Source organism: Capnocytophaga sputigena (genome assembly GCF_900446695.1).
In the GTDB taxonomy this organism is placed as follows: domain Bacteria; phylum Bacteroidota; class Bacteroidia; order Flavobacteriales; family Flavobacteriaceae; genus Capnocytophaga; species Capnocytophaga sputigena.
This window is the reverse complement of the sequence record NZ_UAVP01000009.1, coordinates 162,984-188,948: the sequence shown is the minus strand read 5'-3', so window position 1 is coordinate 188,948 and position 25,965 is coordinate 162,984. Positions and strand designations below refer to the sequence as shown.

General features: G+C 38.0%; 26 protein-coding genes. 15 read left to right on the top strand and 11 right to left on the bottom strand.

All coding sequences use genetic code 11. The features are described 5' to 3' along the window. Positions 1–2 precede the first annotated feature (2 nt). From DR017_RS11035 to DR017_RS11015, 5 genes are all read right to left on the bottom strand, one after another. On the bottom strand, positions 3–1,655 hold the full coding sequence (locus DR017_RS11035) for a hypothetical protein (protein ID WP_002678306.1): 1,653 nt from the start codon (positions 1,653–1,655) through the stop codon (positions 3–5). Further along, positions 1,652–3,013 (bottom strand): PKD domain-containing protein, encoded by a 1,362-nt coding sequence (locus DR017_RS11030; RefSeq protein ID WP_002678504.1) that lies wholly within the window; start codon positions 3,011–3,013, stop codon positions 1,652–1,654. Before DR017_RS11030 ends, DR017_RS11035 begins: the two co-directional genes overlap by 4 nt. Positions 3,014–3,024: 11 nt before the next feature. Further along, entirely contained in the window at positions 3,025–6,255 is a 3,231-nt protein-coding gene (locus DR017_RS11025) for a T9SS type A sorting domain-containing protein (RefSeq protein WP_002678633.1), read from the bottom strand. Between the two features lie 272 nt (positions 6,256–6,527). Continuing rightward, positions 6,528–6,731, bottom strand: coding sequence for a hypothetical protein (locus DR017_RS11020; protein ID WP_040360899.1), 204 nt, complete (start codon positions 6,729–6,731; stop codon positions 6,528–6,530). 153 nt (positions 6,732–6,884) lie between these two features. Continuing rightward, positions 6,885–8,942, bottom strand: a complete 2,058-nt coding sequence (locus tag DR017_RS11015) for a hypothetical protein (RefSeq protein WP_002678626.1) — start codon at positions 8,940–8,942, stop codon at positions 6,885–6,887. A gap of 595 nt (positions 8,943–9,537) precedes the next feature. Here DR017_RS11015 and DR017_RS11010 point away from each other — a divergent pair. From DR017_RS11010 to DR017_RS10965, 9 genes are all read left to right on the top strand, one after another. Beyond that, positions 9,538–10,374 (top strand): hypothetical protein, encoded by an 837-nt coding sequence (locus DR017_RS11010; protein ID WP_002678518.1) that lies wholly within the window; start codon positions 9,538–9,540, stop codon positions 10,372–10,374. A 326-nt stretch (positions 10,375–10,700) separates the two neighbouring features. Continuing rightward, positions 10,701–10,880 carry a hypothetical protein gene (locus DR017_RS11005; protein WP_002678314.1) on the top strand — a complete coding sequence of 60 codons (180 nt, stop codon included), beginning with the start codon at positions 10,701–10,703 and terminating at the stop codon, positions 10,878–10,880. Positions 10,881–10,922: 42 nt separating this feature from the next. Then, on the top strand, positions 10,923–11,123 hold the full coding sequence (locus DR017_RS14070) for a hypothetical protein (RefSeq protein ID WP_095909120.1): 201 nt from the start codon (positions 10,923–10,925) through the stop codon (positions 11,121–11,123). A gap of 30 nt (positions 11,124–11,153) precedes the next feature. Continuing rightward, positions 11,154–11,345 (top strand): hypothetical protein, encoded by a 192-nt coding sequence (locus DR017_RS10995; RefSeq protein WP_100066525.1) that lies wholly within the window; start codon positions 11,154–11,156, stop codon positions 11,343–11,345. A gap of 307 nt (positions 11,346–11,652) precedes the next feature. Continuing rightward, positions 11,653–11,802 carry a hypothetical protein gene (locus DR017_RS14120; RefSeq protein WP_002678617.1) on the top strand — a complete coding sequence of 50 codons (150 nt, stop codon included), beginning with the start codon at positions 11,653–11,655 and terminating at the stop codon, positions 11,800–11,802. A 607-nt stretch (positions 11,803–12,409) separates the two neighbouring features. Further along, complete coding sequence (locus tag DR017_RS10980) at positions 12,410–12,721, top strand: hypothetical protein (protein ID WP_002678453.1); 312 nt, start codon at positions 12,410–12,412, stop codon at positions 12,719–12,721. Beyond that, a complete protein-coding gene (locus DR017_RS10975) occupies positions 12,712–13,626 on the top strand; it encodes a ribonuclease Z (RefSeq protein WP_002678386.1) in 915 nt (304 codons plus the stop codon). Before DR017_RS10980 ends, DR017_RS10975 begins: the two co-directional genes overlap by 10 nt. Before the next feature lie 169 nt (positions 13,627–13,795). After that, positions 13,796–14,833 carry a peptide-methionine (R)-S-oxide reductase MsrB gene (msrB, locus tag DR017_RS10970; RefSeq protein ID WP_370443777.1) on the top strand — a complete coding sequence of 346 codons (1,038 nt, stop codon included), beginning with the start codon at positions 13,796–13,798 and terminating at the stop codon, positions 14,831–14,833. Between the two features lie 6 nt (positions 14,834–14,839). After that, positions 14,840–15,703 (top strand): glycerophosphodiester phosphodiesterase family protein, encoded by an 864-nt coding sequence (locus DR017_RS10965; protein ID WP_002678457.1) that lies wholly within the window; start codon positions 14,840–14,842, stop codon positions 15,701–15,703. Here the strand turns inward: DR017_RS10965 and DR017_RS10960 are convergent. From DR017_RS10960 to DR017_RS10935, 6 genes are read right to left on the bottom strand one after another with little or no spacing between them, the layout of a single operon-like run. Beyond that, positions 15,700–16,437, bottom strand: coding sequence for a TIGR03915 family putative DNA repair protein (locus DR017_RS10960; protein WP_002678621.1), 738 nt, complete (start codon positions 16,435–16,437; stop codon positions 15,700–15,702). The two genes, DR017_RS10965 and DR017_RS10960, sit on opposite strands and share 4 nt — an antisense overlap. A gap of 2 nt (positions 16,438–16,439) precedes the next feature. After that, positions 16,440–17,243, bottom strand: a complete 804-nt coding sequence (locus tag DR017_RS10955; protein WP_002678382.1) for a phosphoribosyltransferase family protein — start codon at positions 17,241–17,243, stop codon at positions 16,440–16,442. Between the two features lie 16 nt (positions 17,244–17,259). Further along, the gene (locus DR017_RS10950; protein ID WP_002678347.1) at positions 17,260–17,919 is read right to left on the bottom strand and encodes an HAD family hydrolase; all 660 of its coding nucleotides are present in this window, start codon (positions 17,917–17,919) and stop codon (positions 17,260–17,262) included. Next, positions 17,919–19,064, bottom strand: coding sequence for a cytochrome-c peroxidase (locus tag DR017_RS10945; protein ID WP_002678447.1), 1,146 nt, complete (start codon positions 19,062–19,064; stop codon positions 17,919–17,921). Before DR017_RS10945 ends, DR017_RS10950 begins: the two co-directional genes overlap by 1 nt. 9 nt (positions 19,065–19,073) lie before the next feature. Further along, positions 19,074–19,910 carry a dTDP-4-dehydrorhamnose reductase gene (gene rfbD / locus DR017_RS10940; RefSeq protein ID WP_002678578.1) on the bottom strand — a complete coding sequence of 279 codons (837 nt, stop codon included), beginning with the start codon at positions 19,908–19,910 and terminating at the stop codon, positions 19,074–19,076. After that, a complete protein-coding gene (locus DR017_RS10935; RefSeq protein WP_002678545.1) occupies positions 19,910–20,122 on the bottom strand; it encodes a hypothetical protein in 213 nt (70 codons plus the stop codon). Before DR017_RS10935 ends, rfbD begins: the two co-directional genes overlap by 1 nt. Before the next feature lie 333 nt (positions 20,123–20,455). Here DR017_RS10935 and DR017_RS10930 point away from each other — a divergent pair, with 333 nt between their 5' ends. The 6 genes from DR017_RS10930 to DR017_RS10895 all read left to right on the top strand — a co-directional run bounded on the left by DR017_RS10930 (position 20,456) and on the right by DR017_RS10895 (position 25,945). Then, a complete protein-coding gene (locus tag DR017_RS10930) occupies positions 20,456–21,415 on the top strand; it encodes a ribonucleotide-diphosphate reductase subunit beta (RefSeq protein ID WP_002678478.1) in 960 nt (319 codons plus the stop codon). 155 nt (positions 21,416–21,570) lie between these two features. Continuing rightward, complete coding sequence (gene ribD / locus DR017_RS10920; RefSeq protein WP_002678368.1) at positions 21,571–22,542, top strand: bifunctional diaminohydroxyphosphoribosylaminopyrimidine deaminase/5-amino-6-(5-phosphoribosylamino)uracil reductase RibD; 972 nt, start codon at positions 21,571–21,573, stop codon at positions 22,540–22,542. A gap of 23 nt (positions 22,543–22,565) precedes the next feature. Then, on the top strand, positions 22,566–22,958 hold the full coding sequence (gene rbfA / locus DR017_RS10915) for a 30S ribosome-binding factor RbfA (protein WP_002678496.1): 393 nt from the start codon (positions 22,566–22,568) through the stop codon (positions 22,956–22,958). Between the two features lie 15 nt (positions 22,959–22,973). Then, the gene (locus DR017_RS10910) at positions 22,974–23,270 is read left to right on the top strand and encodes a DUF1493 family protein (protein WP_040360944.1); all 297 of its coding nucleotides are present in this window, start codon (positions 22,974–22,976) and stop codon (positions 23,268–23,270) included. Between the two features lie 290 nt (positions 23,271–23,560). Beyond that, positions 23,561–24,715 (top strand): ABC transporter permease, encoded by a 1,155-nt coding sequence (locus DR017_RS10905; protein ID WP_081450859.1) that lies wholly within the window; start codon positions 23,561–23,563, stop codon positions 24,713–24,715. Positions 24,716–25,372: 657 nt separating this feature from the next. Further along, complete coding sequence (locus DR017_RS10895; protein ID WP_172458408.1) at positions 25,373–25,945, top strand: 1-acyl-sn-glycerol-3-phosphate acyltransferase; 573 nt, start codon at positions 25,373–25,375, stop codon at positions 25,943–25,945. The last annotated feature ends 20 nt before the right edge of the window (positions 25,946–25,965 follow it).

The following is a 25,965-nucleotide window of genomic DNA, read 5'->3' as shown; positions in this document are numbered from 1 at the left end:
GATTAGAAATTGTAGCTATAATTGAAATTTAGGGTGAGATCTCTATTGTTCCCTTGGCTTGTATCGCGCCACATTTGCACGGCATAGAGGGAAAAATTGTGTTTTTCAAGTAAGGTATAACCAGCATTACATTTGATACCCCATACACGATTGTTTTTGTTATTATCTTCGGTTTGGTTGTATAAACCACCAAGGCTACTGCTGAGTTTATCTTCAAAAAACTTTTTAGCGATAGCCACTGAGCTACCATAAATATTACTATGAAGAGCACCAGCGTCATTACGGGTATAGTTCACAGAAGTGTTCAGTGTTATAGCAATCGGAAAGGCAATACTATGGCTGAGGTTAACATTTTGTACTGTGTTCGCCTGTCCTTTACGAATAATGCCCCCTTGCTCATTTGCCTGCCCTGCAATAGAATAATTTAGGTTGATATTCTGATTGTTTTCCTTGCCAAAGATGTAGTTGGCATTGAGGTTACCCATCTGTGAGAGCTGTCGGTAACTTAGCGTATCGGCGGGGTTCATATTGGGGTGGTTGATGTAATCAAATTGATTGAGGCGGCGATTGGTAGTAGTGGAAAAATTAGAGTAAGAGCCGCTAAATGTAAGCTGTTCAGAAGCTTTAAAGGTAGCATTAACATTCCCTACCAAGCGTACAGAGGTTTGGTTTTTCTGCTCTTTGAGGTTATCGCGTTGGTAACCTATTTGAGAAGCCACCGTAAGGCGATCGCCAAAGAAAGGGCGTGCAAAGGTAAAGCCGATGTTCTCTAAATCGTTGTTGAAGTACATAGCCCCAAGGGTTTGATAAGTAGGGTCTACATTCTCGTAGACAATGCCCAAGGCTGTTTTGCCAATCTGGTAATTGAGTCGTACATTCAGGGCTTTATTGAGGCTTTGCGAGGCTGTGGCGGCGATGCTGTCGCTTACCTGTGCAGGGATGTGGTCTTTGAGCCAAGAGAAGGCATATTCTATCTCCCAAGAGAGGTTGGTGATGAGCTGTGCCTCGAATTTGATACTGGTAACGATATTGGATTTTGGAAGTAGGGTAGTAGGATTTTTCAGTGAAGAAGCTTCGTCTTTGGCATAGAATCCAATGGTCTCTATCTTGTATTTTTCCTGTTCAAAGCGTATTTTTCCGCCCCCTCCCCAGCGGCGATACACAGGGATTTGTCCTGTGGTGGAATCAGCTTCTACGGCTTTGAGTAATCGACCACCCATCGCGTAGAATTTAAAAAGCCCTGGGGGCGTAAGCTCTATCCCACCCCCGCGGAAAGGATGCCCACCCAAGGTATAGGGCGAATAGGAAAGGGAATGATCGCCGATGTAGAGTTTTACCCATTTGTATTTAGGTGCAATTGATAGGCGGTTAAAGTCAAAAGGCACTTTATACGTAAAAGCATCGCCCTGATTGGTAATGGAGTAGCTCAGGGGCATTGAGAAGGTCATAAAGCTGAAATTCAGCGTGCCTGTAAGCATATAAGTGAAGGGGTTAGGGTTCTGTTCTGAACTTGTGTGAAAATACATAGTATCAGCATTGACCCCCCCAGAGACACGGAATTTGCGGTCTTTGGCGATATTCTCTAAATCCAACTCCTGTGCATAGGCATTTAAGATAGAAAATAAGAGTATGATGTAATATATCCACTGCTTCATTGCTTTTTTTGTACTTTAATATCACACAGAATATAGGATTTCTCAGTGCCCTCATCTACGAATTGTTTTATCTTAATAGCTCCTTTGCGGTTGTCAGCGGTTTTGAATAAGACAATACGCGGCAGTGAGCTGTTAAAGGGCTGTGCCCCTATTGGAGAGTGGGTAATACTTAATGATTGCAGTGGTATGTCGTTTTGCATTGTGTCAAAATCGGTTTCAGAGAACAGCTCTTGGGTGTTTATAAACACTGTGTTTTTAGCTCCAGTAATAGGGTTAAAAGCATAGGAAACACTTTCAGTAGGGGAGATAAATTTATTATAAGAAAACGTATTGCTTTGCCCAAAGAAGACAATGTCAATGAATGGAGCTACCGCAGCGGTTACCTCTGAGGAGAGAAAACCTCGGCGCAATAAGGTGCTGTAAAAAGCTGGGATATGTTGTGTGTTATGACTGTAGTTAATACCTAATTTGATGTCTTTTAGGTGATAAATACCTGTATTAGGGTAAATAGTGATTGTCTTCTCAAGCTTTTTACTCATTTTGCCATTAGAAGCAGTCAGGCTTATTTTAAAAGTACCTGCATTGTTAAAGGTAACTGTAGGGGTTGTCGCAGTTGAAGTTTCAGGAGAGCCTCCTTCAAAAATCCACTGGTAAGCAATGGCACTTTGGGTGGTATTACTCAAGGTGATTTTTACAGATGCTTGGTAATCGTAATCCTCGTGAGCTACCTCCCAGCTAAAAGAAGGTGCTACATAAGGAAGCACTTCAATGGTATCTGTTTTAGTCAAGGTTTCAAAACCATTATATACCGTAAGGGTAACTGTATGAATTCCAGGTTCTGTAAATGTAATTTTAGGAGGTATCTTTCCCTCAAAAGAAGAGGGGGTTCCACCATTAAAAGTCCATTGATAGGTTAGGCCCTCACCAGTGGTATTGTTTGAAAATTCAGCTGTTACAGGCGGATAATGGCTATCAATCACTGTCTTGCTAAAACTGATACCAATGGCATCTTTGATTTGTATTTGCTGCTCAGTGGTAGTTTGTTCTCCTAACTGGTTGGTGGCAGTGAGCTTTATGGTGTAAGCACCGTGTTTACTGTAAAAAATTTCAGGAGGAGTACGCAACTTAGAGGTTGCAGGTTGTCCCCCTTCAAATTCCCATAAAAAATGTTCGCCGCCTTCTGTTTTGTTAGTAAATTGAAGATACACAGGTACAGACTCATCATTATTCTTAAAAGTATAAGAGAATTGAGGTGTTAAAGGTGGTATTTCACTCTCTTTATAACACGATAAGCAAACTATCCATAATAATAAGATTACTATGGATATTAGATGAAGTCTTTTTAAGTATGTTATCATAGAAATTTTGCTTAGTTGATGATTAACTTTTTGCTCATTCGTTGGTAAGTGGTTTCCACTACAATGATATAAGTACCTCCTGCTAATTTCTCTTGGAAGTTTATAGTATGTTCTTTTGATTTCTGGCTACTCTGCTGCTTGATTAGTTGCCCCGCCATATTGTAAAGGCGTAATTTTACAGTGCTTTCTTTCTCTAACTTTACTCGTACAGTGAAGTTACCATCATTAGGATTAGGAGTAATGACAAACTCACGAACAAAACTCTGGTTAGGATTGTGTTCTCTACTTTGTCCATCACCCTCTTCTACAATGATTTTTTTGTAGAAGTTGGCAAAGCAGTCTTTCTGGGTCTGTCTGATACCAAGGTTATACTCACCTACCTTAGGGAAGACAACGGTGATATAGTCGTCATTTTGAGCTTTTATTTCCACTCCCTCTGGAACGAGCCACTGGGTGGTCTCACCTTTGGGTTTGCTGACATTAACCAATACTACTTCTTCTCCAACGTATGCTTGTGTAGATAGGAAAAATTCAGAGGCAATATCCATATCAGCCATTGTAACGGTGATTTCATCAGTAGCGGTACAACCTTTGGAGGTAGTTACTTCTACGCGATAGCTACCACCCTCAGTGATAAGAAGCTCTGGAGTATTGCTTATTAAAGTATTATTGTGATACCAGCGGTATTGAGCAGCATTGTCATCAATTTTAATGTTTAAAGAGAGTCTTTGCCCCTTGCAAAGGGTTCGGTTGCCTCCTAAGTTGATGGTAAATGCTTCTGGGTTTGTGACGTTAAAACTCTTTTGGTAGTTACAGCCCTGTGCATCGGTAACGGTAAGCTCATAAGTACCGTGTGTAAGTCCACTAATATTTGGAGTAGTCGCTCCTGTATTCCAATGGTAAGTGTAAGGCGGTGTTCCTCCTGTGATGGTAGTTTCTATGGTAGCATTGCTGCCATTGTGGCAAATAAGCGGAGTGATGGTCTCTGTGATAGAGGCTTTATTAGGCTGCGCTATATTTATACTCCCTTGCACTTGGCAGCGTTTGGCATCGGTAACTATTACCAAATAGGCAGTAGCTTGTAGGTTCTCTATGGTTTGTAGGTTTGAACCTTTAGCTCCGTTAGACCAATCATAAAAGTAAGGAGGAGTACCACCCGAAGGGCGTGCTATTGCCTTGCCATCATTACCTTTGCAAGTGGCATCTTGTTTATCAATAGTCAATGTGAGACGTTCAGGCTGACGAAGATAGTAGGTTACATCTTGTTTTTCTTTAAGCATGTTGTTCTCATACCTACCTATCACAATACCATTAGCATCTTCAATATTTACAGCATACTCTCCTTCAGAAAGCTTTTTGATAGTAGAGGTATTGACATCAGTATAAACCCTCCAAACGTCATTGTGATCTTTCTTTTTCCAAGTATATTTGTAGGGTAACCCTATTTTAAAAGGTACACCTCCTGTAGCCTTTACATAAAGAATGCCATCCTGAGCTTCATCGCGGATATTGTCTACATTACTGTCAGTTTCGTTGCCAAATTGGTTTGTAGAGTTACAAGAGATAGGTTGAACGAGCTGGATTTCGGCCTTAAGAGGATCAGGTTGTCCCAAGGAGATAGTTGTATTAGTGATAGTACAGTTGTGTTTATCAGTAACTAATAGATGGTAAGTACCTGCAGAAATGTTCTCTAAAACAGCATAATCTCTGCCATTTTCTAATGTGGAATAAGCATTTTTAATTATTTGATTTTGTGCATTTTTCCAGATAGTTTTATATTTCCAGAGTATAATTCTATTTAAAGGAGTTCCTCCCGCTAACTCTACTACAATCTTACCATTTTTAGCACTATGATAGGTGGGTTGTTGTGTTTTTCGTGTGTCTAAAACGGCTTGAGGTTGTGGAGGATTAGAAAGGGTAATGGTCAGGACTTCACTATCTTCTGAGTATAGTTTACCATTGCATTCGTTGACATCTTTAACTCTAATTTTATATTCTCCAGCAGTTAGGTTCTTTAAACTATGGTGATCATCTTCATTAAAAGGAACCCAAGAATCATTGTTTACTTTTATTTGTTTATTTCCTGTGCCTCCTGAGGCTCCTATGATGATATAACCATCATTTCCTTTGTAGCAACTAGGGTCAATTCTAGCCCAATCTATAAAGTTCAATTGATCAGGATCTTGTACATTAAGTACAAAAGGGTGATCCCTAAAAGCATAAGAAGAATAGACGTCTCCCTCTCCAGATATTGTAATTGAGTGTATACCCTTTCTTAAGCCTTTGAAAATATACACATTATTAGCATCTAATTTGAATTCCTTTTCATCCTTATTAGGGATAGACTTTGTTCTTCCATCAGGATATTTAATAGTAACTTCAAGTTTTTCCCCTGATTTTAATCCCCTGTTGAATTGTAAAGGGTAGTCAATAGAACCCCCTGGACATTTTGTACTGATAGTTCCTTGCGAAATTACATCAGGAGTAGAAGCTAATATTTTGAATCTTATAGGATTCGAGCGATAAGTACCTCCACAAGCAGATTTTGCCCTAAACCATATATAATTTCCAATGACAGTTTTAGGTAAAAAATCACTTAGTTTTATACTGGGAAAAGCCGTGCTTTTAAAAGTGTTAGGTAGATTTTTCTCTGTCCAATCTCTTTCTGATGGAATGTTCTCCATTATAGCATATTCATACCGATATGTATCTTCTGGGAAATGAGTAGAACTTTTTTCTAACTTAATACTACACTGAGTATCATAACCAATAGTATTTTCTTGAAAACTATCAAATTTTATTATTGGATAAGTTTCGTAGTTAATAACAACAGTATTTTTTATGGTTCCTTTAGAACTCTCCCTTCTAATAATATCATTTTTACAAATATTTCTGATAGGTTCAGAGTGTTTTATTCCTGTAGAATAACCATTACAAGAAAAGAAATCAGCCCATGCTTCCTGATGAGTAAATGAATAAAAATAAATAGAACCTATAGGACTACTATATTTCTTTTCTATATTTTTTTCAGAAAAATTATACCCTCCATTTTCCCTTATAAGATGTTCCTCTCCATTCTTAAGAATCACCTTTAATTCCATTTTGTTATTATCTCCACATAGAATATATTCTCTTTCTACATCAAATTTGAAGTAATTAATTTTTAATACATATTCTTGAGCATTTAAATGAATAATAAAAAGCAGACTCATAATGAGTATTAGGTTCTGATACTTTTTCATATATTTTAAGAATTACTAAATCTACCCATATTTATTGTTTTACTCTATCATAAAAATAGATAGTTTTATATCCATTTATATTTTCTAATTTAAATCTATTTTCATTTATTATAGTTATTTTGACCTTTTTTCTGCTCTATCTTCAATAAGAATTTTTACATAGAAAAAAACCTCATCAAATCTCCAATTGAAATTAATTGATATCTCATCTTCTTTCTGATTTCTATTGCATTTTTCGCCTTTGTAAAATTTAATTAGACCACTATTGTTTTTCATAAACTCCCAAATTCTACAATTACAATTTTGTTACCATTTTTGTCTAATATAGCTTTTGCAACAGTCCACTTCCCAATCAATTTCTTCTCCATCTCGTTTTGTTGTGGCGTAGGGTCATTTTTATCCTTACTACCACAGGCAGCTACCATAAATGCGCTTAAAAACATTGTCATTACTGACATTAAAATCATCTTTTTCATCTCTATAAATTATTTGTAAGTTATTAATGTCGCAAAGGTATGAAATATTCTTGAAATAATTACTATTTTCACAACAAATATTGTATATAAATTTCTTTTACAGTTGTATGTATCTGAAAATCAAATATTAATAATTGTGTAATGTGGGTAATTTTAGTATTTAACACTTACTTTTTCGCTTTTTACAGGGAATTGTCCACTAATAGAAGGCATCAAAATATACTCATAGTCATTATTAGGGGCTATGTCTTTATCAATTACAGAGGTAGTTGCGCCACTGAGAACTTTCCATAAAGAGGGTTTTGCACCTTTTTTGTTCTTATAGATGTGCAGCTCGGTTATCTTATGTGAAGGTTCATATTTCCATACCAAAGTAATGTGTTTATCACTCCTATCAGCAAGAGCTTCTGCGCTTCTGAGGGCTTTTATAGTGGTAGATTTCACTACTGTAAGTGTGAGCATTGAAAATTCTGTTGTTGACTTTAGCCCAGATAGGTCTTCAGCTTGGATAAGATATTGATAGGTTTGCCCATTTTCAGCTGTCTCATCAGTAAATTCAGTGGTCGGTTTGGTAAAAGTTTTAAGGATTTTCCAAGTCCCATCTTTATCTTTGCGCAGTAGTAGATGTTGCTTAACATCTTCATTAGAGCTGTTTACCCAAAAGAGTTTTACCCCTTTATCAGTCATTTCGTAGTTCTTAAAAATAGGGGCAGTAGGTGGATTTTTGTCTGGTTTTACAATCTCTAATATATCCGAGATATCAGAGCGGTTATAGCGGCGGTCTTCTGCCAATACGCGGTAATACACCTTGGGATTTGATATAGAAAAGCTCACTGTATCACGTGCTTCATTCGTAAGTATTAAATCGTTAAAAACATCTGTAAACTCCTCATTTTTAGTGTTGGCACGCAGTAGGCGATAACCTGCTAAGTCGGCCTCAGTATTGGCTTTCCATTTGAGAACTACATACCCCAAACTATCTATCTTGCCCTCTAATCCTGTAGGTTTTTTAGGAGGAATAGTGTCAGAGGGCTGAACGAGTACACTTTGAGATAGATGTGACTTCCCTTGTTTATCTACAGCTGATATTTTAAAGTAATTTGATGGTTTTAGGTTCTTATAAGTCAACTTTCTTGTGTTTATAGCTATTTTAAGCACCACTGTGCGGTAGCTTTTGTCGTTTTCACTATGTAAAAGTTCAAAATGAGTGCAATTTTTCTCTTCTTCTTTGGGATATTCCCATTCAATACTCACCTTATCACCTTTTAAGAAGTGATAATCCAATATTTTTGGAGTTGCTTGTGCTACAGGTATTCCTTTTACAGTAATAGCTTTGCTGGGAGGTCCTTTCTCTCCAAAAGCATCAATACCATAAATGCGAAAGTAATAAGTTTGCTCATTGTTCTCTAAAGGAGCTGTAAAGAACTGCTGCTTACTGTTGTGCTGTGCATCAGAATTAAGATCTACAATTGGGGTTTCAGTAACAGAAGAGAAGGTCTTTCCATCAGTAGAGCATTCAATATTATAGGAAGTGTAAGTATTTTTAAGCCATTCTATTCCCCAGCTAAAAAGTACTTTTTTATCAGCTGGAAGTGCATAAAAATCGGTAATAGTAGACAATGGTTCTCTATCACTTAAGCCAATCATTGTTGCTGCTGATGCAACCTCTGGCATATCAATGGCTTCTACTTGGTAGATATAGCTCTCATCTGGCTTAACCTCAGTATCTTCATAGCCCCATCCTGCCATTTTAGCTCCCGAAAAAGACATATCAGCAGCAAAAAGTGCAAAAGTATGTCGCTGTGAGAGTTCCTCTGCTATATTCATTATGCGAGAGAGTTCATTGCTCTTGTTTTCTTCTACTTCAAACGATTCCCCATAAAGAGATTGTGCAATGATGACAGCATAGCTATCTTTCTGAACAACCTCCATCCACTGTTCTAAAGGTAATGGTTTTAGTATTGCAATACTTTGCTTGGGAGCATCTTCAATTAGTACACCATTTTTCTTGATGAGTATTTTGTTTAGTCTAAAACCTTTGCTATTTGTTTTTTGCCATTCAATAGGAGTAGTAACCGCCCATCGCAATAGAATCTTGTTATCTTTTACACGAGCTTTTATCATTATAGAGGGTGCTACCTCTTGTCCGTAGGAGGCTATGGTAAGAAAAAACAAACATATTTTGAAGAAACTAAGATTTATTCTTGACATTGTGATATAACAATTTGTTGGCAAAAATAAGAAAAAATGATTGATAAGATATGAAAAAAATGACAAAATATTTCAGTTGAAATTGCAAGCTGTTGAAAATCAGTTTGTTTCAAGTTTTTTTATCAATAGATATGGATAATTACTATCACACTTTTCATAAGGCTAAATGAGAGATAAAGACATTACTTTTATTGATAAGCTCAAAGAAAAATACAACAAGTATGTAAGAGAATTGTTCAAGTAGTAAGACTTTTTGGATAGGCAAATCCGCGCTATTTTGTGGACGCCTCTGCACTCACACGGAGATTTCTATAAACCTCCGTGATGTGAGTGCGGTAGCGACCGCAAAATTAGTTTTTTTTTGCCAATTGAAAAAATATTTGTACCTTCGCACCGTGAGTTAATCACAGAAATAAACGCAAAGAGGTGAATTAAGTTCCGTAGCTAATTCGTTACCTATCAAGTTTTTACAAAATAAAATTAATTGTAAGTGAGGATGTTAGGAAAATACTTTATTCTTTTTTCTCAAACACAAATTACTAATTTTCGGGAACTTTTATTTTATTGAACAGCTTCTTCATAAAAAACAGAATGTATGATTTATTACAAAATATCTATTTTCATCATTTTATCTCTTGCTTTAAAATGTACAATGGGGAAAGGCGATAATACCCCAAAGAATAGTATAAGTAATTCAACTCTTATTGAAGGGGTAAATACTTCAGAATCATTCATAAAGAACATTGAGTTAAAACAATACAAATACAAAGGCACCTATATTGAAGATTTAAAATTAGATACTTTTCAAAAAAAGGATTTTCGCTTGGAGTTTTTCAATTTTTTAAAAGAACAAGATTTTGAAAAAGAAGAATATGCTCAAGTTTTTTTCATAAAACTATTGTTAGTTCGCATTGAACAGAAAGATGAAGCTATTTTATATGATATTTTGAATCATATTTTTAAAGATGATTCATTAGGTCATTATTTAGAAGATTATAATGTATATTTATACCAACTTTTCTTATATAAACCTCATTTTTTCATTAAAAATGCCTATAAATATGGCGATTCTTCAATAATTAATTACATCAATCATTCTTTGCCAAACGCTTTGCTCACAGACGAAAAAACTATCAAAAGCGATATGGGTGAAATCCTAAAAGAGAATGACAACCAGCTTTTGATAAGTGAACAACAAGTCGACCTTTTTTCATTAGCAGCATTAAAGGATAAAATCAAGAAACAGAGTGTCATAGAAGTTTTTTATACCCCTTCGTTTAAAACAGGATGGAAAGAAAAAACGGCTGTTTATTACAATATTTACAATTGTATTAACGAAGAAATTTTAACATCCTTAACCGTAGAAGAAAGAAAATATTTTGAAGAAAATTTTTATCCAATGTTTCAGGATTATATTGTAAAAAACAAATAAAAAGAAGTCTGTCCTACCGCGGATAAAATGTTAAATATCCTTTTTTTCTTGCTTTGTAAAAAACTAATTACTAACTTTGTAGCGAAATTTTAAACCTAATCTGTTATGAAGTTATTCTTTCCTCTTATACTAAGTACCCTTACTGCTTTAGCAGGAATAATCATCAAAATAGATTATAGAGAGTATAGTGCTATTGGTAACATTTTGCTAATTTTAAGCACTATATGTTTCTACTACTTTGTTTATCTTCTTGTTAAGAAAATTAAATAGTTTTAGTAATAGTACCCAAACTAAATTTTGTAGCGAAATTTTAAAACCTTCATAATATGAAAAAATCCATACATTATATATTGCTCACTATAGCCATTATATCATTTATTCCTATTTATATGAATGTTTTTGCTGAATACCAACTCAATAAATGGTTAATAGCATTGTCATACACAGTGTTAGTTGGTAATATTTTTGTTATTGGCTATTTTGTCGGCAATAGAGAAAAGCGTTAACTCACTTCAATCTCAATTTTTAATCTTAATACCTTATTTATTATGAAACCTTTTTTAAGAAAGGATGTAAAAAGCGTCTTATTTGTGTTAGCAACCATCGGATTTTTTGTAGAAATAGCCTTTCTATGTTTTGCAAATTTAAATGGTAGAGATGTATTAAGCAATAGCCTTACAGCATTGGTATGTTTGCTTTCAGCTATTTCTATAGGTTTTGTTTTACAAAAAGAAAGACAACAAGAATAACATTTGTACATCACAAACTTTTTTACCCCTATGAATCCCCAAAAACCAATTCTCATTATCACAATGCTGTTGCTCGCTTTGGGCAATACCATTTATGCTGTTATAGAATACCTTTACAATCAAGGAAAAATTGCTCCCATTTTATCAGGAGTCTTATTCGTTATTCTTTTCTCAAAATTGTATTTCGATACTAAAAGGAAAGAAAATAATACCCAAAGCTAAATTTTGTTGTATTTTTTAATTTTTACAATGACTCTAAAAACAAAAGATAAGTAGCTTTCTCATCTCATTTGTGTTGTATAGCTATCTCATTCTGAAAAAAATATCGAGTTTTTCTTGCTTCGTAAAAAAAGAATTTCTATCTTTGTTGCGAATTATTAATACCTTTATAATATGAAACCAAAAAATATAAACATAACTAAAACAGTATTTATAGCTGTCCTAATGTGGTTTTTTTTCTATAATGCTTTCTATGCTTTGGGGCAATTTATAGGAAACCTCACTAAGTAATTTATAAATCACTTGGATTATGGATAAGTTTACACAAAAACTTTACAATGCCCATCTCTTTATATTAAAAAACAAATGGTTAAGCCTTGCCGCCGTTTGTTTATCAGCTTTCTTTATCTATAAATTTGGAAAAGCTACAGGAGAATTTATCTACTACCTAACACACTAACATATAATTATAAACCATTTCTGTAACAAATTTTAAAACTATACTCTATGGAAAAATCAGTATTAAAGCGAAGTTTTCATATAACTATGGGGCTCTTTGTTGCTTATTTACTTATTAGCGTTATTGAGTACCCACAAGATTTTGTAAATGGCTTTTTAGGTAAATAAAAAACAACCTCTTAAATTATTATTTTATGTGGATACTTGCAATATTTTCTGCTGTATGTTTAATCTATTCTTTACGCAATAAAAACAAAGAAAAAAAATTAGTATTTTCTGTTGTTTTCACAATAATTATGCTCTTTGTAATAGGCTACCAATTGGGAAAAGACAGAGTTAAAATAGACAATGCCAGCACTGAAATGACTCTAAAACAATAAAGTTTTACAGTTTAAATCATTACACTTTGTTAAAATCCCTAACACGACAAGCGTTAAGGGCTTTGACAAGGTATGTAGTGTAATTTTGAGACTTCATATTTCAATTCTATTCCTATTCTTTTTTAACTTCCACTCTTGCATTCTAATAATCTGCGCACTTGCCTCTTTTTTAATAGATTCCTTTGTCCTTTAAAATATTATTTATAATTTTGCGGGAAATTTGTACTAATGAAAGAAACTACCGAAATTACCCTCAATAAATCACAACTCCCTTCTTGGCTGGCAACATTCAGCGCTACCCAAAAACCTCAGCATATTATCATTACACTACCCGAAGAGGAACACTGGCTCAAAAAAGACCTCAAACCGCTTGCTTCGTTTGCAAAACAGTACAGCCAGCAACAAGCAAAATCGGTGGTGGTGGTGCAACGCGCTTTGGCTCTCGAAGATTTTGAACTCAGCCTGCACATCGCCCCTACCCTACAAGAAGCCTACGACCTTATTGAACTTGACGAAATAGAACGCGACTTATGGAAGTAACTATCTTAGGTTGCCACAGTGCGACCCCTCGCTCTAATGCCCGCCCCTCGGCTCAACTGCTCGAAATGCGCGGTCATCTGTTCCTCATCGATTGTGGAGAGGCTACCCAAATCGCTCTCCGCAATGCCAATGCTAAATTCTCCCGTATCAAGCACATCTTCATATCTCACCTCCACGGCGACCATTTCTATGGACTTTTTGGACTTATTTCTACTTTCCAACTCCTTGGTCGTGAAGCCGAAATGCATATCTACGGACCTAAAGGCATCAAAGAAGCGGTGCTACTCGTGCTCAAACTCGGTGGGGCTTACACGCCTTTCCCTTTGTATTTTCACGAACTATCTTCTAAAAATTCTGAACTCTTATACGAAGATGACAAAGTGCTAGTGCGCACTATTCCGTTGCAACACCGCGTCTATACCAATGGTTTCCTATTTCAAGAAAAAGAAGGTGAACGCCGCCTGAATATGGATGCTATCGCCCAATACCCCGAGATTGAAGTATGTGATTATCAGAATATCAAAAACGGAAAAGACATCATTTTAGAAAATGGTAAAACTATTGCTAATACTGAACTCACTTTCGAGCCTCATCGTCCGCAAAGTTATGCCTATTGCAGCGACACCGTTTATTTAGAAGATTTGGCAACCGAAATACGAGGAACAAGAGTGATTTATCACGAATCTACTTTCTTGAAAATCAATGAAGAACTCGCTGCTAAAACAATGCACGCTACTGCCTACCAAGCAGGGCTTGTCGCCAAAAATGCTCAGTCCGAAGCGCTTATTTTAGGGCACTACTCTTCTCGCTACCCCGATGTAAATATGTTTAAACAAGAAGCCCAAGAGGTTTTTAAGAATGTTTTTTTAGCTGAAGACGGAAAAAAGTTTGTCTTTGAGAATTAGTATTGGCACTGTTTTTGAGGAAATTGCCAACTGAAAAACTAATAATCAACAACAGCAAATGAAAACCTTTTTTTTTAGCCTTTTGGCAAGTGTCTTCACTTTAGGATGCGCTAACGGAACCGCTACTAACCAACAAGTTTCAACTAACAACAAGAACCTCAACAACGAGATGAAAGAACAAAATTACTCCAATAAGAATACTACCGATATTTATTTTGCAGGAGGCTGCTTTTGGGGCACTGAACACTTTTTCAAGCAAATACGCGGAGTACTCGCTACCGAAGTAGGTTATGCCAATGGCAACCTCTCGCAAGCGCCCAGCTACCGCCAAGTGTGCGTGGGCGATACAGGTTTTGCCGAAACGGTGAAAGTTACCTACGATCCTCAACTCATCAACCTGAACCAACTACTCGACCTCTATTTCAAAATCATCGACCCTACGTCCCTCAACAAACAGGGCAACGACCACGGCACTCAGTACCGCACGGGTATCTACTACATAAATGAAGCCGAAAAACCTCTTATCGAGAAAGCTATTGCCATAGTGGCAAAACAATACTCCCAACCCATAGTGGTAGAGGTACTTCCGCTAAAAAATTTCTACAAAGCCGAAGAATATCACCAAGATTATTTAGACAAAAATCCGCAAGGATATTGCCATATTTCACCCGCTTTGTTTGAGTTGGCTCGCCAAGCAAATCCCGCTCCTGCCGAGAAGACTTTCAAAAAAGCTTCTAAAGCCGACCTACGCAAGCAGCTCACCCCCGAACAATACGCTGTAACCCAAGAAAGCGCCACCGAGCGTCCGTTTGCTAATGCTTATTACGATGAGTTCCGCGAAGGTATTTACGTGGATATCACCACTGGTGAACCGCTTTTTGTCTCTACCGATAAGTTTGAATCAGGATGTGGATGGCCAAGTTTCTCTAAACCTATTGACAACAAGCTCATCGCTGAAAAAACGGATACTTCTCACAATATGACCCGTACCGAAGTGCGCAGCAAATTAGGCGATGCTCACTTAGGGCACGTGTTCAACGACGGACCTAAAGATAAAGGCGGCTTGCGTTACTGCATCAATAGTGCATCGTTGCGCTTTATCCCTAAAGAAGATATGAAAAAAGAAGGTTATAGCCAATATCTTCCTTTATTAGACACTAAAAATACCCAAAATACTAAAACTACTAAGAAAAATAAGAAGAAATAAACACTGATGAAGAAATTTTTATCATTTATAGGACTCCTTTTTTGCGCCATAGCCTGCAAAAACACTTCGGCTCCTGCAACAGGACAGATTATCGCTCAGCAAGAGATTACAAACCAAATCTACTTTGCTGCCAAACCTATTGTATCGGCTCACCGCGGTGGCGGCGGGGAAGGTCTCAAAGGATACCCCGAAAACTGTTTGGAAAGCATTCAGTATCTTTCTTCTAAGGGAGTGCACAGTTTTGAAATTGATATTTTTGAAAGTGCCGATGGCGATTTGCTTTTGATGCACGACAACAATTTGGGTCGTACTGCAACGGGCAAAGGTGAAGTTTCGGCTATGCCTACCGCCGATTTGCTCAAAGAAAATCTAAAAGATGAATTTGGCAATGTAACTCAGTTTAAAATCCCTTATCTAAAAGATGTATTAGCGTGGTGTAAAGCCAATCACGGATACCTAATGCTCGATTTCAAAAAAGGAATTTCTTACCAAAAAGTAGTAGATTTAGTACGTGCTGAAGGTATGGAAGCCCAAGTGGTGCTCATCAGCTATAACACCGAGCAAGCCAAAGCGCTCTACAAAGTGGCTCCAGAGATGTTGCTCTCGGTAAGTGTGCGTAACAACGATGAATTAGAACGCATATTGCAAACGGGTATCCCCAAAGAAAAATTGGTAGCTTTCACGGGTATCAAAGTAGCTCCCGATGCGCTCTACCAACGTTTGAACGAACTGAAAATCCCTGCTATTTTGGGTACTTTAGGAAACTTAGACAAACGTGCGGCAGCTAAAGGTGACCATCTTTACAAAGAATGGGCGCAAAAAGGTATTCAAATTTTCTCTACCGATAGACCTCTTTCCCTTTCATTTTAAACTTCGGGCAAGTACTGCCAATAACGCTTAGGCATATTCCTGAGCTGGTACTTGCTGTTCTTGCGTTCGGCTATGTTGATGTGCTGGAAATAAGTTTTCCAAAGCATTTCATAGCCGTCGGACAGGGAGGTGGATAGCTTCCCAAATTGTTTATCGACAGGAGTAAAGGGAAAGACTTCTTTTAAATTGTAAGCAAAACCATAAGCGCGTTGCGGGTCATAGAGTACCCACTGCTGGTCAGAAAATCTATTTTTGAAGTGAGGAACTACCAAAGCCAGCACATCGTACTCAGGAACTATTTTGGCAAAATATAAATCGCCTACCTTCTCAAAACGCACAAACTCTTTCATACGGTGTACTTCTCTGCCTACACTTTTGGCAGCCTTTTGTATGGCAGCAATAGCTGTGTTTCCATAGTTTTCAAGCACTTGTTCTTCAGGATATTGTATCATCAACCGGATAGCGGCTAACAGATTGTTTTCCATTCCCTCTTCTTCCGATAGGAAAGCCCTCAACACCACTGCTTTTCCTTCTTTTCCCCAACATTGTTCTATTTTGTTCAGCACGCGTTCAGCTTTAGCTGCATCGGTGTATACAGTTATTGCTTCCTCAAACAGCGAGGGAGCAAATAGGTGTTGGGCAACGATAGCAACTTCCTCATAACGGTATTCAAAAACTACAAAAACCGCTGTGAGGAAGCCTTCAAAAGTACTATCGTATACTAAAATCTTCAAAATTAAGGCGCTACTTTTAGTAAATTAGTCCTATATTCAGCTATTTGGTGATAATTATTGCTAATTGCCCATTCAAAAATCTCTTTTCGTTGGGTTTCAGTTATAGCTTTATATATTTTTTCACACTCAGCTTCAGGAAGTAATAAAATATACTTAATGATGCGTGTATTGAAAGCAAAACGCTCGCTTTTCATCAGTTCAATAAGATCAGTAGGAGTTTCGATAGCAAAATAATTGAAGTGATTTTCAATTTTAGGGTCTATATCCTTATTGGTAAGTTCAGCATAGTACAAGAAAAAGAAATCGCCTTGTACGTTGTATTGTTTAAGAATGCGGTTCACGGTGTGCTCGTGGCTACCGGTGATTTTGATATCGTCTATCAGCAAGCAGCATTTCCCTTCAATAAAAGTGCGATCAATGTAATAAGTATCATTGGCAATGAGGTTTACGCGTTGTTCGTAGCTCATATTGCCATAATCCTGCACGTAGGTTTGATTGCGGTGTATTTTGGCAGTTACGCAAGATTTGCGGTCGTGCTGAAAAAGAAAGTAGTTCAGTTCTTTCTTAAAATAATGACACAGATAGTCGGATGCAGTAGGGATTGCGTAATACGGACTTGGCAAAAGCACAATTTCATCTTGTGCTAAAATAAAATCACTGTGTTGGGCGATAAACCCTGCAAAGAGTTCTTTGCCAAATTGTTCGGCAACAGCTGTGTCGCCAAATTTAAATCTACTGTAGGCGGCTTCGCTAAAAGTACAAGCCTCAGCGCTCTCTATAGAGTGCAGACTAAAACGTTTATTCATTTAATTTAAATAAGAGTTAAGAGATAAGAAAGGCGCACAAACCTGCATTGGTAGCACCTTGTATATCGGCGATAAGGTTGTCGCCTATGTGTATCCATTGAGTTTTTTCAACGGGGCGCAAGGCGTTAGTAAGTTCATAAGCCTTTTGGAAAATCGCGGGGTTAGGTTTGGCAATTCCCTCTTCATCAGAATAGAGTTCAAACGAAAAATAGGACGCTAATCCGTAGTACGCCAATACCTTATGCAAGGTCTTCCCCTTAATGAAAGCCGTATTACTCAACAGACTTATAGTTTTGCCTTGCGATTGAATTTTGGCGAAAAGCTCATCTATTTTAGGGTCTAACAACTGAGGCATATAATGCAAAAAAAGTGTTTCCTGTTCTGCAAAACACGCTTCCCAATCAATCTTTTCATCTATGGGAACATTCAACAGCGTGAGTACTCTCTCAAAAAGCACTTGCTGAGGGATGTGCAGCCCCGTGCGTTCACTTTCGGCATTAGCTTGCAAATCTACCGTACGTATGGCTTTGTGCACCTCTTCTAAAGGTGCTGTAATGCTAAAATAGCGGCGCAACCATCGGTCTCGTTCTTCTTTGAAAGCAGGGTGAGAGCGGATGATTGTGAGCCACATATCAAATGAAAAGTGCTGGTATTTCTGTAGGTCGATAGTAGTCATTATTGGGGGAGTTCGGGCATTCGTTCGTGGTAAGCTGGTGAAGAAAGTGTTTTGAGAAAAGCTACCAAGGCTTCTTTTTCCTTTCTACTGAGGTTCAAAGGCTGCAATAGGCGGTCGGTAGTAGGGAAAAGTGTATCTTTCTTTTGGTTTTCGCGAGGTTCAGGGCGTGGCATTCCTATGTTGTACATCTCCACAATCCCCTCAAGGTCGGGCATAAAGCCATTGTGCATATAAGGGGCAGTGCGTGCCACCTCTCTAAGCGATGGCGTTCTAAAACTCCCCACATCTTCTTTCTTTTTAGAGTGTTTGTATTTGCCTAAATCCTCGTACATACGTCCGTAATAGGAAAGCCCTACATTGTGAAACTGGTTATCGGAGAACAGAGGGGTATTGTGACAATTGATGCAGCGTGCTTTGGTGCGGAAAAGGTGTAAGCCTACAACTTCCTCATCGGTGAAGCGTTTTTTATCCCCACTGATAAAGCGGTCGAATTTGCTCTTGCCACTCACAATAGTGCGTTCATAAGTAGCGATAGCTTGGGTAATACGCTCAATAGTTATCTTATCGTCGCCAAAAGCTTTCACAAAGTAAGATTTGTAGCCTTTAATTTTGCGAATGCGTTTTACGGATAAATCTTGGGTAGAGTGCATTTCCACGGGGTCGGTCATAGGACCTAAAGCTTGAGCTTCTAAAGTAGCAGCCCTACCGTCCCAGAAAAAAGAAGTGTAATAGCCCGTGTTGAGAATAGTCATTGCGTTGCGTACCCCTGCACGGCGATTATGTCCAAACGACACACTGCGACCATCACCCCAACCCAATTGCGAATCGTGACAAGAGGCGCAGGATATTTGTGCTGAACGCGACAAATGGGGGTCAAAAAAAAGCAGTTTGCCCAATGTTTTTTTATCTTCGGAGAAAGGATTATCAGCGGGAAAAGGCATTGGAGGTAAAGAGCCTATATCTTGAAAACCAGCTACAAGAGTACTGTCTAAGGTAGGAGCTTCCCATTTTGTAGGGTCGCCAGAACTATACATCGTTCGCAGTTGAGCGATATATTCGGGGTCTGTGAAGATATCATCTTTATGGCGCAGTGTAAAAGCCAAAAGACCTAAAATACCAAGTATGATAAGAGGGAATTTCTTCATAGAGAAATGTTATTTCAAAAAACTATCTCTCCAATACGGAATGCGATAACCAAAATCGGTTTTAAGTTTCGTTTTGTCTAATACTGAATAGGAAGGACGCGTTACTTTGCTAGGAAACTCCGCTGAAGTACAAGGTAATACCTCACAAGCATTGCCTGAGGCAGCTACAATAGCTACCGCAAAATCATACCACGAGCATACTCCTTCATTAGAAAAATGATACACTTCTCGTTTACCTCGATACCAAGCATTTTCTATAGCTTGCACTATAAAATTGGCTAAATCGGCAGCATTAGTAGGTGTTCCCACTTGGTCGGCTACTACTTTTAATTGAGGGCGTTCACTGCTAAGTCGCTGGATTGTTTTTACAAAGTTATTGCCAAAACGAAGAGAGTAAAGCCAAGAAGTACGGATGATAAGATGTTCAATACCACTATTTTGAATAGCTTGTTCACCTGCTAATTTGGTACGACCATACACGCCAAGAGGTTGAGTAGCATCGGTTTCACGATAGGGCGTGTTTTTAGTACCTCCAAATACATAATCGGTAGAAATATGGATAAGGGGTAACTGAAATTCCTTGCATACGCTCGCCAGATGCGCAACAGCGGTGTGATTGATAGCTTGGGCTGTAGCACAATCGTCTTCGGCTTTGTCCACATTCGTATAAGCAGCGCAATTCACGATAAGGTCAATAGCGTGTTGTTGAACAAAAGCACGAATAGCTTGGGCATCTGTAATGTCCAAGCTGTCGGCATCGCTAAAATAATAATTGCTTATACGGTGTGTGTTGTTTTGTATTTCGGAGCCTAACTGACCGTTAGCTCCTGTTACTAACACATTCATTAGTAACTAAAGCTAAACGCATTACTACTTACTTGTGAAGTTGCAGCGTATTTGTTGTACATTCTATTCACGTCACCTCTGTATTTATCAGGTACGTTGTTGCCGTAGCTATTGTACAACTCTACAAATCTTTCTTTTAAATCAGGAGTAACTTCAGTATTGAAGTTTTCCATATACAAAATTTGTTCGATTAGTTTTACAAATTCTTCCATAGTTTTATAACTTTTTATTAAAATGATTTTTCTACTGTTTTGCGAGGGCAAAGGTATGAAGAAAATGCAAAACAGCAATGAAATAGTTATCAATTAAAATCAACAGGTTATTAACAGAGTTATCAACAGGTTGAAAGTTAGGAAATAGGAGTCAGTGAATAGAGTTAGAGAGGAAAGAATATGGCATTTTTAAACGGATTGGGAAATTTTCACTATAATGAATTGAATGGAGAGCTCATTTTGCCATTAATTTACTGATTGACAAATTGGGAAATTGACAAATTATATCTATCTTTGCCCCCTGAAACATTTATAAAAAAACACTAAATAAAAATGGGAATTTTTGATAAACGCGAGAACTACAAACCTTTTGAATATCCAGAGGTTATGGAGTTTGTAAACGCTATGCACAAATCGTTCTGGGTGCATTCTGAAGTAGAATTTACAGCCGATATTCAGGATTTTAAATCTAATTTATCGACCGTAGAACAAGAAGCCGTAAAGCGTGCCTTATTAGGTATTGCACAGGTAGAAGTATCGGTAAAAACCTTTTGGGGAGACCTCTACGACCTTTTCCCAAAACCTGAATTTAACGGACTTGGCGCTACCTTTGCCGAGTGTGAGTTCCGCCACAGCGAAGCCTACGCACGCTTATTGGAGGTATTGGGTTACAACAACGAGTTTGAAAACCTTCTTGAAGTGCCTATCTTCAAAGAGCGCAACAACATACTAAAAGAATACCTCGCTAAAAACCGCGAGAATGCTATGGAGCGCATCCTTTTCTTCACCCTTATTATAGAGAATGCCTCTTTGTTCAGTCAGTTTGCTACTATTTTGTCGTTCACACGTTTCAAAGGTTATTTGAAAAATGTAGCCAACATCATCGCTTGGACTTCTATTGATGAGCAATTGCACGCCAATGCTGGTATTTATATCCTCAAAAAAATATTTGAAGAACGCCCCGAAATGAAAACCATTGCCGAGCACGAAGCTACTAATTTTATCCGCAACTACATTCTTTTGGAAGACAAGATGCTCGACTGGATTTTTGAACAAGGCGAGTTAGAATTCTTCAGCAAAAAAGACCTCGCTAACTATATGCGTTACCGTCTTGACGACTCGCTTACCCAACTCGGTTTAGACAAGCCTTTCAACATCAGTGGTGATGAGGCTAAACCTATGATGTGGTTTGAAGAAGAGGTATTTAGCAACGAACTCGACGATTTCTTTGCCAAACGTCCTACTGCCTATACCAAACACGACAAGAGCATCACCGAAAACGATTTGTTTTAAGGATTTAGGTATTAGGGGATAGGTGTCAGATATCAGAAGATATTGAAAAATCAATTTCTCTCATTCAAGAAATTGGAAAAATCATCAACTCTTTGCAAAAACATCTAATCCTTAAACTCTAAACCCTATTCCCTAAATCCTACCCCCTAATATCTATGATAAAACGCTGTATACAATTAGCTTATAATGGACTTGGCACTACATATCCTAATCCTTTGGTAGGTTGTGTGATAGTGCACGATGGCAAAATCATCGGTGAGGGTTGGCACCAAAAAGCAGGTGAACCTCACGCCGAGGTGCGTGCTATTGCCTCGGTGAAAGACAAATCACTACTGGCAGAGAGTACGCTCTATGTGAGTTTGGAGCCTTGCAATCATTATGGCAAAACACCTCCTTGTGCCGATTTGATTATCACACACCGCATTCCCCGTGTGGTCATTGGCACTACCGACCCCTTTGCTAAAGTGGCTGGTCGTGGTATTGAAAAACTGCGCGATGCAGGCTGTGAAGTAACAGTGGGGGTGATGGAAAAAGAATGTAGGGAACTCAACAAACGATTTTTTACTTTTCACGAGAAAAAACGCCCTTATATCTTCCTCAAATGGGCAGAAACCGCGGACGGTTTTATCGCTCCTGCTCATAAAGATACGCTTGCCCCTGTGTGGATTACCGATGTTTATACACGCCAAGAAGTACACAAAATGCGCAGTGAAGAACAGGCTATATTAGTAGGCGTGGGCACTGTATTAGCCGACAATCCTTCACTCGACACCCGCGATTGGTATGGCAAAAATCCGCTACGGGTAATTATCGACCCTCACTTGCGCTCTCCTAAAGAGTTTAAAGTGTGGAACGACTTGCAACCAACGCTTTTCATAACTAACAAGGAAAAAGTAAGTGATAAAAACTATGGGGTACAAACAGAAATAATAGGCATCGACTTCACCCACAATGTACCTCAACAAATCTGTGACCTGCTCTACCAGCGCAACATCCAAAGTCTTATCGTAGAAGGAGGCGCATACACCCTGCAACAATTTATCAATGCAGGTTTATACGACGAAATGCGTATTTACAAAAGTGAAGTGAGTTTTGGCAAAGGTGTGAAAGCCCCACAAATCAGCTAATTTACAAATTAATAAAATATACAATGGAAAACAACAGACAAAAGAAAATAGCAGGCATTATTCAAGAAGAATTAGCCAAAGTGTTGCAGCAATCCATACGTGATGCTGGGCAACAAAATTTACTCGTTTCGGTAACTAAAGTAAATGTAACTGTAGATTTATCGGTAGCTAAAGTATACCTCAGCGTATTCCCAGAGGCAAAGGCTGCCGAGGTGCTCAAAGGGGTAACTTCTAACGCCCCCCTTATCAAACACGAACTCTCACAAATCACCAAACACCAATTCCGCCGTATGCCAGAGTTATTCTTCTATATAGATGACTCATTGCAATACATCGAGGGCATTGAACAATCACTCAAAGAAGAAGAAAACCCTATTGAAAACCGTGATTTGCTCTACAAGAGAAAAATGACATAATCCTTGGGGGAAGCTATGAGGGAGAAATTGCAACAACTCATTGAAAAGTTTGTAGGGAAAGAAGCTTTTTCTTCACAAACTACCCTTAATAAAGAGCTGCATATTGAGGGTGATGATGCTGAGGATTTGTTGGTCGCGTTCAGTGAGGCTTTTGAGGTAGACATCAGCGACTTCCCTTTTGATGATTATTTTTATAGTGAATCAAAGGTTCCATACCTTTGGTTTATAAAGTTTTTGGGCTTAGGAAAGGAAAAGAAGCCTTTTTACATATATCAGTTAGAAGCAGCTATCAAAACCAAGAGATTACTATGAATAAAATATGCTTTTAGAACGATTATTACAAGAACAAATATCTCATATCTACCACCGCACTCAAATAGATTTTTGCTATACAATCAAGATGAGTACAAAGCAGTAATGGAATATTTCAGAGTAGTATAGACACTTTTCTAAATGAGTTAATTTAGCTATTTGCCAATTAGCAAATTATTGCTACCTTTGCCCCAATTATTACTCATACCCTAGCTGTGAGCCCTTGCTGGCTTTACTTGTTACCTGTTACCTAAAAAATGTCTCCCATTCTCTACATAGCAAGGCGCTATATGTTCGCCAAAAGTTCACAGAACGTTATCAACATTATCAATAGGGTTACTGCCTTTGTAGTGGTGCTGGGTGGCGCTGCCCTATTTATCGTGCTCGCAGGATTTGCCGGACTTAAAGAATTTACCCTCTCCTTCTCCTCTACCTTCGACCCCGACCTGAAAATTTTCCCAAAAACGGGCAAATACCTATCGATTACCAAACAAGACACTCTAAACTTACGCCAACTCTCCTCTGTTGCTCACTTCACTAAAGTATTAGAAGAACAGGTATTCCTCACTCATAACCAAAAGAACCACATTGCCTATATCAAAGGGGTAGACACTGAGTATCCATTGGTAAATGCAGTGGATAGCATCCTCGTATTAGGCAATTGGGATCTCACTCCCCCCAGTGTAATTGTAGGAGGTACTATTTTCAACAACTTAGGCTTGAATCTCGCCGATGGCTCTTCTCCCTTACAAATTGTTGTCCCCAAAGCTGGTAAAGGCAGTATCCTGAATGACCCTATGCCTTACCGACAAGCCTTTTCGGTTGTGCAAGGTATCTACCAACTTACTGAAGATTTAGATAAGAAATACGTATTTTCATCCTTAGAAGAGGCGCAATTTTTGTTGGGTGCAAACAAAAATCAAGTATCGGCTATAGAAGTGAAATTAGCGCCTAATGCGAACGAAAAAGAAGTAATCAAGCAACTTCCCCAACTTTTTCACGAGCCTATAGTGGTAAAAAACCGCGTACAGCTAAACGATGCGCTTTACCGTATGCTCAACACCGAAAACATAGCGGTATATCTCATCTTTATTTTGGTGCTCATTATTGCACTTTTCAATCTTGTAGGGGCAATTATTATGATGATTTTGGATAAAAAGGAAGATTTGCAAACGCTCTATGCACTGGGTATGAACGAACAGCAAATGCGACAAATATTTTTTTGGCAAGGGACTATGGCATCAGTATTAGGAGCTATTTTAGGGATTGTATTAGGCGCAACGATTGTACTATTGCAACAACATTTTGAGTTTGTGAAGATAAGTCCTACCCTCCCCTACCCCGTTGCTATTACAGCACTAAATACGGTAATTGTTTTCGCTACGATAGTAGTATTAGGCATTTTAGCCTCATTAGTAGCCTCATCACGCGTGCGTGTGAAATAAAATATTATTCGGATTGCTCTATGCAATAGTAGGAGTTGGTTACATAACAGCCATATTACGCAACTTAGGGTTTTCTTATATCTCTATTGAAGAACAAAACTAAAATAATATTTGCAATGAAGAATAAACTACAAAAAGTATTATCAATATTAGTTGTAATTCTTTTCCCTTTTGTGTTACTTAAATTACCAAATGAAGCTTTTTCAAATAACGTATTAAGTCCTATTTTCTTTTTCCTATTGTCAATCCATCTCATTATAATTCTCTACGATAGTTTTAAAAAGAAAAATAAGTAATCTTTTACAACTATAAAGAAAAAGAGCGTTAGCTTGCTTTAATTATAGACTTTATCAAAGTCTTTCTATTTTAGCGACATAAAAGTTTTTTCGCTAACTCTTCTACAAATTTGTCAATTTCCTAATTATTTGTATTTTTGCCGTAAATATTTAAAACAATCAAGGTTATGAACAGCAGAAAAATCGTTCTTATCGTAATGATGTGTCTTTCATTGTGCTTTTCTGGCTATTGCTTAATGGAATATCTCAACAACAAAATGCATTTCTTAACCATTATCTCAGGTTTGTTATTTTTTGTAACATTCTTAACATCTTACCTCAGAATTGACAAATTGACAAATCAGCAAATTGACAGTTTATGATTAAAAAATGGATTGGCTCTTTCGCCTTGTGGGTGACGGGCTGGAAAATAGAACTACAAGGCGATAAAGAAAACCTTAATCGCTGTGTTTTGGTAGTAGCTCCGCATACTACCAACTGGGAATTCGTTCTCGGGATTTTAGCTTATTGGAAGCTCGAAAAACCTATCAAACTCATTATCAAAGATGCCCACACCAAAGCGTGGTACGGCTGGATCGTACGCAAATTGGGGGGCATAGGTATTGACCGCTCTCAGCACAACCACCTCATCGAGTTTATCACTCAGCGCTTTAAAGAAGATAGTTTCAGCTTAGTGGTAACCCCCGAAGGTACGCGCTCTCGCGTAAACAAATGGCGTATGGGCTTCTACCATATCGCTCTTTCTGCCCAAGTGCCTGTGGTTTTGGGGGCTGGCGATTTTAAGAAAAAAACAATCTACATAGGCAAAACCATCTCCCTCACCGACCTGCAAACGCGCTCTCAAGAGAGTATTATGCAGGAAATTTATGATTTTTACAAGGATATCAATCCAAAATACCCCGAACAGTGGAACCCCCTATCCCCCATTTCCTGACACCTGACACCTAAAACCTG

Bases quoted from the DNA above. Each gene is read 5' to 3' on its own strand.
- DR017_RS11035 (WP_002678306.1), bottom strand. From the start codon at position 1,655: ATGAAGCAGTGGATATATTACATCATACTCTTATTTTCTATCTTAAAT.
- DR017_RS11030 (WP_002678504.1), bottom strand. From the start codon at position 3,013: ATGATAACATACTTAAAAAGACTTCATCTAATATCCATAGTAATCTTA.
- DR017_RS11025 (WP_002678633.1), bottom strand. From the start codon at position 6,255: ATGAAAAAGTATCAGAACCTAATACTCATTATGAGTCTGCTTTTTATT.
- DR017_RS11020 (WP_040360899.1), bottom strand. From the start codon at position 6,731: ATGAAAAAGATGATTTTAATGTCAGTAATGACAATGTTTTTAAGCGCA.
- DR017_RS11015 (WP_002678626.1), bottom strand. From the start codon at position 8,942: ATGTCAAGAATAAATCTTAGTTTCTTCAAAATATGTTTGTTTTTTCTT.
- DR017_RS11010 (WP_002678518.1), top strand. From the start codon at position 9,538: ATGATTTATTACAAAATATCTATTTTCATCATTTTATCTCTTGCTTTA.
- DR017_RS11005 (WP_002678314.1), top strand. From the start codon at position 10,701: ATGAAAAAATCCATACATTATATATTGCTCACTATAGCCATTATATCA.
- DR017_RS14070 (WP_095909120.1), top strand. From the start codon at position 10,923: ATGAAACCTTTTTTAAGAAAGGATGTAAAAAGCGTCTTATTTGTGTTA.
- DR017_RS10995 (WP_100066525.1), top strand. From the start codon at position 11,154: ATGAATCCCCAAAAACCAATTCTCATTATCACAATGCTGTTGCTCGCT.
- DR017_RS14120 (WP_002678617.1), top strand. From the start codon at position 11,653: ATGGATAAGTTTACACAAAAACTTTACAATGCCCATCTCTTTATATTA.
- DR017_RS10980 (WP_002678453.1), top strand. From the start codon at position 12,410: ATGAAAGAAACTACCGAAATTACCCTCAATAAATCACAACTCCCTTCT.
- DR017_RS10975 (WP_002678386.1), top strand. From the start codon at position 12,712: ATGGAAGTAACTATCTTAGGTTGCCACAGTGCGACCCCTCGCTCTAAT.
- msrB (WP_370443777.1), top strand. From the start codon at position 13,796: ATGAAAGAACAAAATTACTCCAATAAGAATACTACCGATATTTATTTT.
- DR017_RS10965 (WP_002678457.1), top strand. From the start codon at position 14,840: ATGAAGAAATTTTTATCATTTATAGGACTCCTTTTTTGCGCCATAGCC.
- DR017_RS10955 (WP_002678382.1), bottom strand. From the start codon at position 17,243: ATGAATAAACGTTTTAGTCTGCACTCTATAGAGAGCGCTGAGGCTTGT.
- DR017_RS10950 (WP_002678347.1), bottom strand. From the start codon at position 17,919: ATGACTACTATCGACCTACAGAAATACCAGCACTTTTCATTTGATATG.
- DR017_RS10945 (WP_002678447.1), bottom strand. From the start codon at position 19,064: ATGAAGAAATTCCCTCTTATCATACTTGGTATTTTAGGTCTTTTGGCT.
- rfbD (WP_002678578.1), bottom strand. From the start codon at position 19,910: ATGAATGTGTTAGTAACAGGAGCTAACGGTCAGTTAGGCTCCGAAATA.
- DR017_RS10935 (WP_002678545.1), bottom strand. From the start codon at position 20,122: ATGGAAGAATTTGTAAAACTAATCGAACAAATTTTGTATATGGAAAAC.
- DR017_RS10930 (WP_002678478.1), top strand. From the start codon at position 20,456: ATGGGAATTTTTGATAAACGCGAGAACTACAAACCTTTTGAATATCCA.
- ribD (WP_002678368.1), top strand. From the start codon at position 21,571: ATGATAAAACGCTGTATACAATTAGCTTATAATGGACTTGGCACTACA.
- rbfA (WP_002678496.1), top strand. From the start codon at position 22,566: ATGGAAAACAACAGACAAAAGAAAATAGCAGGCATTATTCAAGAAGAA.
- DR017_RS10910 (WP_040360944.1), top strand. From the start codon at position 22,974: ATGAGGGAGAAATTGCAACAACTCATTGAAAAGTTTGTAGGGAAAGAA.
- DR017_RS10905 (WP_081450859.1), top strand. From the start codon at position 23,561: ATGTTCGCCAAAAGTTCACAGAACGTTATCAACATTATCAATAGGGTT.